This window comes from uncultured Butyricimonas sp. (assembly GCF_959596855.1).
GTDB classification, from domain to species: Bacteria; Bacteroidota; Bacteroidia; order Bacteroidales; family Marinifilaceae; genus Butyricimonas; species Butyricimonas muris.
Window position 1 is genome coordinate 87265 of record NZ_CAUFYA010000012.1, and the last position, 11804, is coordinate 99068.

8 protein-coding genes are annotated in these 11804 nt (G+C 44.5%); all 8 read right to left on the reverse strand.

The features are described from left to right. Positions 1 to 25: 25 nt before the first annotated feature. The 8 genes from Q5866_RS07605 to metG all read right to left on the reverse strand — a co-directional run bounded on the left by Q5866_RS07605 (position 26) and on the right by metG (position 11651). Positions 26 to 1447, reverse strand: coding sequence for a hypothetical protein (locus tag Q5866_RS07605; RefSeq protein WP_303179754.1), 1422 nt, complete (start codon positions 1445 to 1447; stop codon positions 26 to 28). Positions 1448 to 1478: 31 nt separating this feature from the next. Beyond that, positions 1479 to 2171: a DUF4843 domain-containing protein gene (locus Q5866_RS07610; protein ID WP_303179755.1), complete on the reverse strand. Its 693-nt coding sequence runs from the start codon at positions 2169 to 2171 to the stop codon at positions 1479 to 1481. Between the two features lie 11 nt (positions 2172 to 2182). After that, complete coding sequence (locus Q5866_RS07615) at positions 2183 to 3661, reverse strand: RagB/SusD family nutrient uptake outer membrane protein (RefSeq protein ID WP_303179756.1); 1479 nt, start codon at positions 3659 to 3661, stop codon at positions 2183 to 2185. Between the two features lie 23 nt (positions 3662 to 3684). Then, positions 3685 to 6921 carry a SusC/RagA family TonB-linked outer membrane protein gene (locus tag Q5866_RS07620; protein WP_303179757.1) on the reverse strand — a complete coding sequence of 1079 codons (3237 nt, stop codon included), beginning with the start codon at positions 6919 to 6921 and terminating at the stop codon, positions 3685 to 3687. 139 nt (positions 6922 to 7060) lie between these two features. After that, positions 7061 to 8221: a FecR family protein gene (locus tag Q5866_RS07625; protein WP_303179758.1), complete on the reverse strand. Its 1161-nt coding sequence runs from the start codon at positions 8219 to 8221 to the stop codon at positions 7061 to 7063. Between the two features lie 68 nt (positions 8222 to 8289). Then, positions 8290 to 8871 (reverse strand): RNA polymerase sigma-70 factor, encoded by a 582-nt coding sequence (locus Q5866_RS07630; RefSeq protein WP_292269520.1) that lies wholly within the window; start codon positions 8869 to 8871, stop codon positions 8290 to 8292. 149 nt (positions 8872 to 9020) lie between these two features. Further along, positions 9021 to 9245 carry a hypothetical protein gene (locus Q5866_RS07635; protein ID WP_099294257.1) on the reverse strand — a complete coding sequence of 75 codons (225 nt, stop codon included), beginning with the start codon at positions 9243 to 9245 and terminating at the stop codon, positions 9021 to 9023. A gap of 375 nt (positions 9246 to 9620) precedes the next feature. Further along, complete coding sequence (metG, locus tag Q5866_RS07640; RefSeq protein WP_303179759.1) at positions 9621 to 11651, reverse strand: methionine--tRNA ligase; 2031 nt, start codon at positions 11649 to 11651, stop codon at positions 9621 to 9623. Positions 11652 to 11804: the final 153 nt, after the last annotated feature.

Below are 11804 nucleotides of genomic sequence, written 5' to 3' on the forward strand. Positions count from 1 at the left end.
CCTTTCAATAATTCAGAATTAACAATCAGTCCTCGTTATAGTTACGATTTCTAGGTTTATACAACATTTCCACGATCTCTCCGGCAACGTTCTCTTCTTTCCATTTCAACTCTTTCGTTTCAATATCATAACAATAAACAGCACCTTGATATTCCCCACTCGGAGCATCCACCGCCACATACATCTCGGATTTATCATCATTCAGTATAATCTTTTTAATCAAACTACCGGAAACTCCGACCGTATAATCCGATTTCGTCGGGAAATTTCCCGCAGACAAATAATTATACCGGTAAATTTCATTCCCGACCGAATAATACAAGATATTCTCCTTCGTGCTTGACGCGAATACGCTCTGTTTATTTATTTCTGCCGCTGCCGGATAAACTGATTTAAACTCCCAAACCGATACTTTCGACCAACCCACGTATTGCAAGGAAATATTCAGGTACACCACCTTATTTTCCCCGTTCTTATCTTTCAACAAAATAAGTATATCCTCCTCGCTCACACCAAGAAGCATATCATATATTTCACTCGCTTCAACAACTTCATCCCCCACTTTGATCTGATAAGGTTCGATATCCCTCTCGCTAAACAAAAGCTGATTCTTCATATCGAATACCAGCAAGTACCAATTCCACTTTCCTCCATAAACGACAGCTTTATCGGATAACTCCGCATCCGGAAAACTCCCGTACTTTCCTGTCAATCCCTGCTGAAGATTATTTCGGAAATATGCGTTATGACAATCATAATCCAACGTTTTTCCATCAGTCATAATATACAAACAATAATCCTTTTCTAACATCCGGTCCACCCGCTCCTCCGGGTAGGATACCTCGTCCAACACCTCCATCGTATAATAATCCAATTTCAAAAAGCGAAAAGGATTTTCGGTCACGACGTAAATATAGGGAGTATAATATTCCGTTGGAGAGCAAGCAACGGCAACCGGCTCGGCACCCAAAGGTATTCCCGGATTATTCGACGCGTACACATCCTTTTCAAACCCTCTTTCCGGCCAATTATCATTGCGGAAAGAAATCATGGAACGCCCGTCATACTTACTTAACAGTAAAAGCCCCTCGTCATAAGGATTAGGTACCCGTAATTTAAATTCTTTGAAAATAGCCCCGTCCTCATTATACACCTTTAATCGACAAGGAAAAAGTCCGCAACTATCATAAGCATGTTTCAAAACTCTCTCCGTGGAAACCACTTCATAATTAATCTGCCATTCATACGATAAAGCCTTATCCTGACTTTCCTGTTTCATTTCCGGAGCTTCAATTTCGAACTCCACGTTTCTTTCCGTGTAATACAACGTATCCAACTCCGTCTTAAACGACAAGTAAGAAATGGCATTTTCACCCATTTTCGTCTGATCGTCCAAACAACCTATCAACGAAAACAACACACCTGCTATTAATATCAATTGTTTCATCTGTCTTGCTTTTTAATCCATTAAAAATCTACTATTCGTAAGGCCATGGTGCCGCTTCGGGAAATTCCATGCCATACTCGGGATGCAACTTAAAGTAATCATACATCTTTTTCCCGCACAGAATCACTTTAACCATACTATTCATGTAGTCCTCAAAACTTATCGCTCCTCCCCAGAACTCCATCATCTTCTGGTACTTCTCCGGTCTATAAGCTCCCCAGTACATAGCCTCTAAAGCATACCACCAATCAGGTTCCTGCAAATAATTACTAAACACAACCTTACTTTGTAATTTTTCCTGTACCCCTAACCCAAACATATCATTTGCCTCCAGATCCAACACGATCCGGTACACCGTGTCCACCATCGGGTCTATCCTACTCCTCAACAATTCTATCGGGATATACGCGTTCACGGAATCCTTGTCCACCACAAATTCTGTCGACAATGAAGTATAAGAATCTCCCGGGGCTGTTGTCAACTCTTGATTCACGTTTATTTTAAACATTCGATTCTCCCCGAGAGGTTGCCCCAACACCTTCACCGGAACCTTCACCGTGTAAGTTTCCACATCCATCTGCATCTCCCCCAACCGGCAAACAAGACTGTCCTTCACAAAATAAATCCGGTCTTTATCCTCATAATACCCGCTCTCTCCATTTTCATCACACCCTATAAACAGAGAGACTGTAAACACAATCAACAATATATATAACTTTCTCATCTCTTTACATTTTATTGGTTAGTAACTCCATACTCCTGTTCGGACTTGGGCCACGGGAGAACGAATACATCTTTAGACGGAACCACATCCACTTTATCCAGAAAATCTCGAAAACCCAAATTATGACACTTGTAAAAACTGAACATCTGCCCCTCCCCGTAAAATTCCCTCGTGCGTTCCCTCGTCATCTCCTTCAGAAATTTATCTTGAGAATCCACCAGCGAAGCTTCAATGTCAGCCAATCCCCTGCTACCGCGAACCGCGTTCAAATAACCAAGAGCCTTCTCTTTATCTTTCGAATAATTAGCCTCAGCTAAAATATAGTACATTTCAGGCAAACGTACCAGACAAGTTCCGTTAAAATACTGTGTCGGCTTATTACTCGCCCCTTCCGTCGGGCTTAATAATCGAATAAAGAAATGCCCCTCGTACCCTTTATCCTGAAAAAAACTCGTGTAACGCAAATCCTTACTATCTGCCGTGAATTGCGACACCTCATATAAAGCCTTTATATCCGCCCGCAACGTTGCATTCAAGGTAACGGCACTCTGCAAGAACAATTCTTTATAATCCGTGTACATCTTGTTGGTAAATAACCCCCAAATTAATTCCGTGTGCGTACCGTAGCGTTTTACATGCTCAAAGTTCTGTCGTTCCGTCAAGCCCACTCCCGGGGAAGCAATCACCTTTTCAGCATAATAAGCGGCACTATCCAAATCCCCTCTAGTATAAAATACTCTGGCCTTAATTGCCCACGCCGCATACAAATTACAATGTGAATAACGTTTTTTATGATAGGAATCTACTGTTGTCGTATTATAAATATCGCCATCCTCGGCTAAACTACGGGCAGCCTCACTCAAATCCGCCAATACATTGTCATAACATTGCGCCAACGTGTATACCTTTTTATTACTTAAATCAAAAGTATAGGCATAAGGAACACCGCCCGCGTCGGGATTCATCCGGTAATTATCACAGAACAGACGCATCACCTCGAAATGTAAAAAAGCTCTCACCGCATATGCCTCTCCCTTGATTAACTTCAGATCAGGATCTTTATTCAAATCCTCTCTATCTATGTTGACAATCACATTATTCACGTAAGAAATACACTCGTACAACTTCGTCCAGACAGATTCAATTTGCTTTTCCATCCGCTGATCCTTATAATCATAAATCGAGGCATATTTAATATAAGCATATTTACTTCCAGCCCACCCGTCACTTGCATCAGCAAATTGTCCGTATTCATCCCCGAATTGCTGACCGAGAACATCCACCAATCCCCAATTCATCATCATCCCGTACAACTCCCCCTGTGCCATAGACGCGTAAATCCCGTACATTGCGTCCCGGTATCCTTGCACATCTTTAAATTGTTCATCCTGCACCAGCTCACCCTCCGGCTTGATATCCAAAAAGCTGTTACAACTACCCAAAGAGAATAGTACCAGCATCACCATCCAAATATATCTTCTATTTTTCATATCATTCGTTTTAGTAGTTCGTATCAAAATGCTGCACTAAGCGAGAATTCGAAACTCCGGGCAAAAGGGTACGAGAACCCTCGTTCCTGTTTGATCGTTGAAGCCCGGAACACGTCATTCATCAAAAACTCCACCCTCAAACGGCTTAAATAAAGTTTTTGACAAATCTCCGGGGTAAAATCATATGAAAGACTCAAACTCTGCATATTAATCATATACTCGTCCCGCACGAAACGACTGGTAATATCGGGAGTTGTCTGATCCGCAATATCCTTATATTTCACCCGGTCCCCCACCTCTTTCCAGCGACTTTGGAATACCCGTTTATCTGCATTCCGTCGCGGATTGGCACCTTCAACCCGAGTCACCAACGTCTGGTTATAAACCGTCGCACCCAACTCGTAATTAAACAACATATTCAAAGCGAAACCTTTAAACGTCAAATAGGTACCCAACGTCCCGGACACCGTTGGGTCCGAATCCCCGTACGTCCGCTTATCCCAATAATTATAAATAAAAGTCGGGACACCAAACCGGTCAATAAAAACCTCCTGCCCGGTAGCCGGATCAATACCCCCGGATTTCACGGCCTTCACGGCACTCAATGACTCTCCTTCCACGTAAACAGGGGGTGGCAACAACGTCCCCTCCGCCGTATTCAACTCCTCATTCATCTTTTCCAAGGCATTACTGATCTTTTTAATTTTATTCTCGTTATGCTGCATATTCAACGATAGCGACCAATTCCAACTTTTATTGGAAACCGCTACCACCCGGGTCTGGAACTCGATACCGGTATTCAACAATTTACCCATATTCTCTTTTGCCGTGGTCGTTCCCACGGAAGGAGCTTTCGCCACATCCAACAGCAAATTATCCGTTGTCTTGCTATAATATTCCAACGTGAAATCCAGCCGGTTCTTAAACAAAACGACATCCAACCCGACATTATAAGTCAACGCCCTCTCCCACTTCAGATCCGGATTGCCGATAGCCATGGGAATCGCCCCTATTCCCTTATCATAATCCAAACCTGCATCATATTTATATGTTGTCATTGCCTGATAGGGAGAAAAAGAAGCGTTACCAGTGTATCCCAAACTCCCGCGCAACTTAATCCTATCCGTCGAAGACATATTCAAAAATTTCTCTTTATGAATATTCCACCCCAACCCCAAACTCCAAAAAGGCGTAAAACGCTGATCTTTGCCGAATTTGGACGACCCTTCATAGCGGATTGAAGCATCGGCAAAATAACGGTCATCATAAATCACGTTAGCATTCAAGAACAATCCCATGGAACGTTCCAAATCCTGATTCCCGCTCGGGGTCGCACCTTCCGGATACCTTGTGGCAAAAGCGGGATGTCCCAGTTTATCCGAATAAAGTCCCACCCCCGCGTAACCATTACCATTCTTTTCCGAGGACTGTATATTTCCGCCCCCCATCGCGTTCAACAACGTTCCCGTCCCGAACATCTTATTATAAGACAGAGTAACACGTCCTTCATAAGTCATCGCTTTATTATTCGACACCTCTATTCTCCCGGATTCCGAAGCATCCTTATTCTTGAACTCGTGCGACTCCGGAGAAGTAAATTTCTCCGTATCGTCTTTTGACTTATTCAGCGAGAAAAAACCTTCCACCCGAAAACCCGGCAACACCTCTACGCGCAAATCAAGCACGTTATTCAAATAAAATTGTTCACTTCGATTATAACTTCCCAGCGTCGCCTCGAACAACGGATTGGAAACATCAAAACTCAACACCTTATTCAACGTTCCATCCAAATTATAAGCCCGATCATACGGGTTCAACTCGACATATTTATTAAAAGTACCATAAGGTGATTCCTCGCTATTCACCGAGGTAATCGTTGTCGTGTTCGACACGTAAACCTTATCCTGTTTATTATACGACAACCTGAAGTTCAAAGAATAACGATCACGTTTTGATTCTTTCATCACCCCTTGTTCCGAACCGTAACGGGCTCCCAGAGTATAACGGATATATTCATCCCCCCCGGCAATATTCAAATTATGATTTTGTGAAACAGAATTACGTAACGGTTTGGACAACCAGTCCGTATTCACACCTTCCCGTACCCGCTTGAATTTTTCATTATACACGGCATCTTTCTCGTATTGCCATTTTCCACTATCATCATACACCTTAGCCAAACGCTCGTACTCCAATTTTTCCGCCGCGTTCAACAAATCATAATCCCGCACATCCGGTATCGAAGTCCGTAACGTTCCGCTGTAAGAAACCCTCAACTTTCCGGCACGCAAAGGTCTTGTCGTGATAACCACCACGCCTTTTGCCGCTTTAGAACCGTATAACGCGGAAGCAGAAGCATCTTTCAGCACGGTCACCGTTTCCACATCATTCATATCCATATCGAAAACATAATCCAAATCGACCTCAGCCCCATCCACGATAAAGGTCGGTACATTGGAAGAACCCTCGAAACTACTCCGGCCGCGAATCAGAATCTCCGGTCTCGTGTTCGGGTCTGACCCCATATCATTATTCTTCACGATTTGCAGCCCCGGAACAAAAGCCGCCAAGCTCTGTAACAAACTCTTTGTCCCCACGCTCATCAACTGCTTACGGCTAACGACAGTTGCCGAACCCGTGAAACTGCTTTTAGCCTTATTCCCCATACCGGTAATAATAACTTCCTCCAGTTCTTCCTCGTCCGGTTGCATGACTATTTCAAGTCCCTCCTTCACGTACTCTTTTATCTCCCGTTCCTGAGTGACCATTCCGATAAAAGAGAATACCAGCGTAACGGATTTCTTTTCAGCATCCAAAAACTCTATTTTGAACTTTCCGTTCGCGTCTGTCGCCGTTCCGGTCTGTGTACCCTTTATCACTACCGTCACCCCGGGCAGAAGCTCACCTTTATTATCCTTCACCACCCCGGAAATCCGCCATACATTCTTTTTCTCATCCGTGGCTTTCTTCGGGGTAATAATAAACACGTCATCCACGATGTGATAAGTCAATGACGTTCCTTTCAAAACTTGGTCCAGAATCTCCTGCACCGTCGCGTCCTTCGCGGACACGGACACCTTTACCCCGGTAACTTCGTCATCATTGTAGAAAAACTCATAACCGGACTTCTCCCCAAGTTCATTCAACACATTCAATAAACTCACGGACTTTTTCTCCATAGACAGTTTCACGTTCTGCGCCACACCGCGTGCAGACACGGACAATACCGCCAGTAAAGATAGAACAAGACATAGTTTCATAACTGTACAAATTTTCCTAAAAGCAGGTTCCCCCGCTCTTACATTCGGTTTTTTTTTCATAACTTTGTAATGTTAAATTGTTTGTGATAAAATCAATTTCTCACTTAAGACAGGACGTGTTAGCCGCACTTCCTGTTTTTTATTGTATAATAATCGTCGTTCCCCGTATTTTGAATTGCACGTCGGAAGTCATCTCTATCATCTTCAACGCTTGAGAGATCTCCGTGTATTTCGGTATAGTTCCCGTGAAACGTTTATCCTTCATCGAGACATTCGAGAAAACATACTCCATGTTATACCAACGCGATAATGTTCGCATAACCCCTTCCAAATCCTCGCTCGCGAACGAAAAACGTCCTTTTATCCATGAACTGTACAACCTCGTGTTCACCGTTCGCACCTCCAACATCTCTCCCGACAACACCGCCTGCTCTCCCGGGCTCAACACCACCTGCTTCCCGTTCTCCTTATCGTTTACCTGTATCCGCCCCTTCTCAAGAGTAGCGTGACATACCTTTTCATCCGGATACACGGATAAATTGAAAGAAGTCCCCAACACCTTTACATCCATTCCCCTCGTATCTACTATAAAAGGAGCCTCCTCGTTCGGTGCTACTTTAAAATAAGCCTCTCCTGTCAATTGCACGCGCCTTTCCGTCCCGACAAAATGTGACGGGTATCTTAACTCGGTATCACTATTCAACCAAACCTCCGTCCCGTCATCCAACGTAATCTGGAACTCACCACCCCGCGGGATCTTCAATGTATGCCATTCCGGTATAGTCGAAGCTGTAGTCTGATGATATTTCAAACGACCGTCTTCACTGATCTCCACGCGTTCATTTCCGGCAAACACAAGCGTGGTATCCTTCAATCCCAAAAGCGATACTTGTTTTCCGCTCTCCGTGATCAACACGGCGTGCGAGCTTCCGGGAAGAATCCGTACACTCTCCGCCACTTCCACCCCCGGACTGTCATACGCCTGCCAATAAAACACCCCGGTCAAAACCGCGACAGCAAACACCGCGGCAACCGCCACCCAACGAAGCAATAGTCGGGATTTCCCGCAAGGCACCTTATTCATCTCCTGCCGCAACCTCTTCCATCGTCCTGCCGTATCGAACGAGGCATAAATAACCGCATCCCGCCGGAGCACGTCCTTACTCTTCAACTCCTCCAACAACTCCCCGTGACGACGATCCCGCACCAACCATTCCCGCAACACAACCTGTTCCTCCGTGGAAATATCTCCCCGCAGATAAGCAATAATCAATTCATGTATTTCCTTTTCTATTCCCATCTTTCACGTTCATTTACACCAGAAACACACTCGTCCGGCAAATGGGTGACACGGAAGTAAAAAATATTTTAGATTCCCGGGAAGAACATCCCTACATAAACGAATAAATCCCCCAAACGTACCCTCAAAAAAGACTTTGCCCGTTGCTTTTGAGTTTTAATCGTGTTCAACGAAATTCCCAACTCCTCGGCAATCTTCTTATCCTCCTGCCCGTCGATATACGATTTCTTGAAAATCTCCTTGCTCTTCTCCGGCAATTCGTCTATTGCCCCGAAAAGCTCCGCGATAATTTCAGCACGAATCTGCTGGCACAGGAAATAATCCTCGTCCAATTCCTCCCGGTTCAGATTCCGGTAATTCCGATCCCGAATCTCCAAATTCCGTAAATAATTCAAACAACGATTCTGCACGCTATTATAAAGAAAAGTCTTAATCGTTTTCAAATTGGGGAAACTCTCCCGCTCCATTTTCCAAAACGAGAGAAACACCTCCTGCACGATATCCTCCGCCTCCTCGCCATCCCTCACGACACGGGCGGCAAAAAAACACAAGGGTTTATGAAAAGACATGAACAAAGCTTGGAAAGCCTCTTGTCTTCCTTGTTTCAAATCTTCCAAAAACTCCTCTGAATGAATGTTTATAGCCTGCATCCGGTTCGTCATCTAGTATTCAGATACAAAAATAAGGATTATTTTGTCAATCCAAAATAAATGCAACGATACACACAAGGCAAATATTCGGGCAATAAAAAACGAGGCCTGTCAAAAGCCTCGTTTTCCTATTCTTTACAAAAGCCGTTTCAAGCTTTCCTCTTCGTGCTTACAACCACCTCGGGCAAACTCACGGGACCGTAAATCACATCTTTTCCCACTTTCTGTACTTTCACGACCTTGGAAGTAGCGTTAAGATTCTGTTGCTTAGCGTAAGCACACTCGATTCCGTTAGTCTGAGTTTTTGCTAAACTGATTCCACCTACAAACAATGCTAACATTCCGATGCAAACTAATACAATATACTTTTTCATATCATTATTTTTTTAAATTATTATTCTTATTCATTCTTGCCATATTGGCTTTTGTAATTTCTTACGATACAAAGGTAAGGCATTACTCCATGAAAATGAGATTATTACTGTTATACTTTAGTTGAGGTAAGGTTAAATATTTGTTAGTCTTAAAAATGACAACTATTTTTTTAAGAATTACATTTCAATACAAATACAACTGATAATCAACACATAACACCATCACATCTCCTCGTGAACCGAAGTTAACAAAATCCTAATTCACCTCCCTATTCTGAAATTTTATAACAAATCATCCAAACAAGAAAACAAAAAAAAGACTGCCAAAAAATGGCAGCCTCAAAGTATATTCTTCAAAAATTGTTCATTTCCCCGTTATCGTATCTCCGATCCCGGTTTCACCTCCTTATCGGGAGTAACAAAAGAAAGAGTCCCGTCGACATTCTCCGCCATCAGTATCATGCCTTGTGACACAATCCCCTTCAACGGTTTCGGCTCCAGATTCACCAGCACGCTCACCTGCCGCCCGATCACCTCCTCCGGTGCGTAATGCTCGGCAATGCCCGACACGATAGTCCGCTGATCGATACCCGTATCGACAGTCAATTTCATCAACTTCTTCGTCTTAGCCACTTTCTCGGCGGCAATAATCTTACCCACGCGAATATCCATCTTCATAAAATCATCATAATTGATGTTCTCCTTCGCGGGAGCAGCCGTGACGGACGCCATCTCGTTCGCTTTTTTCGTGGCAAGCAGTTTATCAACCTGCGCTTGAATCACGTCGTCCTCGATCTTGTCGAACAACAATCCTGCCTGTCCCAACTCGTGTCCCGCTTGGATCACGCCGTCCCCCATCTTGCTCCACTCGATCGCGTCGATATTCATGAACTCGCGCAACTTTCGTGAAGAGAACGGCATAAACGGTTCCATCAAAGTGGAAAGATTAGCCGAAATCTGCAAACAGATATTCAAAATGGTTTTCACCCGCGCCTCGTCCGTCTTGATCACTTTCCAAGGTTCGGTATCGGCAAGATATTTATTACCCAGACGGGCAAGATTCATCGCTTCCTTCAAAGCGTCGCGGAAATGGAACGTATCCAAACTCTTCTCCACGCGTTCGATGATTCGCGGTATCTCGGCAAGAACCTCCCTGTCGTAATCCGTCAATTCACCCCGTTCCGGCACGATATTATCGAAATACTTCTGCGTCAGCACCAGCGTGCGGTTGATGAAATTCCCGTAGATAGCCACCAGCTCGCTATTATTGCGGGTTTGGAAATCCTTCCACGTGAAATCGTTATCCTTCGTTTCCGGTGCATTGGCGGTCAACACGTAGCGCAACACGTCCTGTTTCCCGGGGAAATCCACCAGATACTCGTGCAACCAAACCGCCCAGTTGCGGGACGTGGAAATCTTATCTCCCTCCAGATTCAGGAACTCGTTGGCAGGCACGTTGTCCGGCAAAATATAAGATCCCTCGGCTTTCAACATCGCCGGGAAAATAATACAATGGAACACGATATTATCCTTACCGATAAAATGAATCATGCGCGTTTCCGGGTCTTTCCAGTATTTTTCCCATTCCGGCGTGAGATCTTTCGTGGCGGAAATATAACCGATAGGAGCGTCAAACCACACGTAAAGCACTTTCCCCTCGGCACCCTCTACCGGGACAGGCACACCCCAATCCAAATCACGGGTCACCGCGCGAGGCTGCAAACCGCTATCCAACCACGATTTGCATTGCCCGTAAACGTTCGGCTTCCATTCCTTGTGCTCCTCCAGAATCCACTCCTTCAACCATCCCTCGTATTGATCCAAAGGCAGATACCAGTGTTTCGTTTCCTTCAATTCCGGTTTATTCCCCGTGATAGCGGATACCGGGTTTATCAGATCGGTAGCGTTCAGGCTCGTGCCGCATGCCTCGCACTGGTCGCCATACGCCCGCTCGTTCCCGCAACGGGGGCATGTACCTATAATATAACGGTCGGCAAGGAACTGCCCCGCTTTCTCGTCATAGAACTGCATGGAAGTCTTCTCTATAAACTTCCCCTCGTCATAAAGTTTCTTGAAAAACGCCGACGACAACTCGTGATGCGTCTTCGAACTCGTGCGGGAATATATATCAAAAGAGATCCCCAACTCGGCAAATGAATCCTTAATAATCTTGTGATAACGATCAACAATATCCTGCGGGGTTACCCCTTCCTTCTGCGCCTTGATCGTGATAGGTACCCCGTGCTCGTCCGAGCCGCCAATAAACGCAACCTCCTCACCCTTCTTTCTCAAGTAACGCACGTAAATATCAGCGGGCACGTAAACACCTGCCAGATGCCCGATATGCACGGGACCGTTAGCGTAAGGCAACGCCGTGGTAACCAAATTTCTCTTGAACTTGCTCATATATTTCTATTTCAAGTTTGTAAAGTTATAACATTTATAAAGTTCATAAAGCCAAGTAAAAAAATACCGTTCACTCTACGAAGTGGCAAAGTTACGAAAAATCTCTGGAAAAGACGAATAAAAAGGGACAAATGTCTTCGTAATGCCTGTCAA

Bases quoted from the DNA above. Each gene is read 5' to 3' on its own strand.
- Q5866_RS07625 (WP_303179758.1), bottom strand. From the start codon at position 8,221: ATGGGAATAGAAAAGGAAATACATGAATTGATTATTGCTTATCTGCGG.
- Q5866_RS07605 (WP_303179754.1), bottom strand. From the start codon at position 1,447: ATGAAACAATTGATATTAATAGCAGGTGTGTTGTTTTCGTTGATAGGT.
- Q5866_RS07615 (WP_303179756.1), bottom strand. From the start codon at position 3,661: ATGAAAAATAGAAGATATATTTGGATGGTGATGCTGGTACTATTCTCT.
- Q5866_RS07635 (WP_099294257.1), bottom strand. From the start codon at position 9,245: ATGAAAAAGTATATTGTATTAGTTTGCATCGGAATGTTAGCATTGTTT.
- Q5866_RS07610 (WP_303179755.1), bottom strand. From the start codon at position 2,171: ATGAGAAAGTTATATATATTGTTGATTGTGTTTACAGTCTCTCTGTTT.
- Q5866_RS07630 (WP_292269520.1), bottom strand. From the start codon at position 8,871: ATGCAGGCTATAAACATTCATTCAGAGGAGTTTTTGGAAGATTTGAAA.
- metG (WP_303179759.1), bottom strand. From the start codon at position 11,651: ATGAGCAAGTTCAAGAGAAATTTGGTTACCACGGCGTTGCCTTACGCT.
- Q5866_RS07620 (WP_303179757.1), bottom strand. From the start codon at position 6,921: ATGAAACTATGTCTTGTTCTATCTTTACTGGCGGTATTGTCCGTGTCT.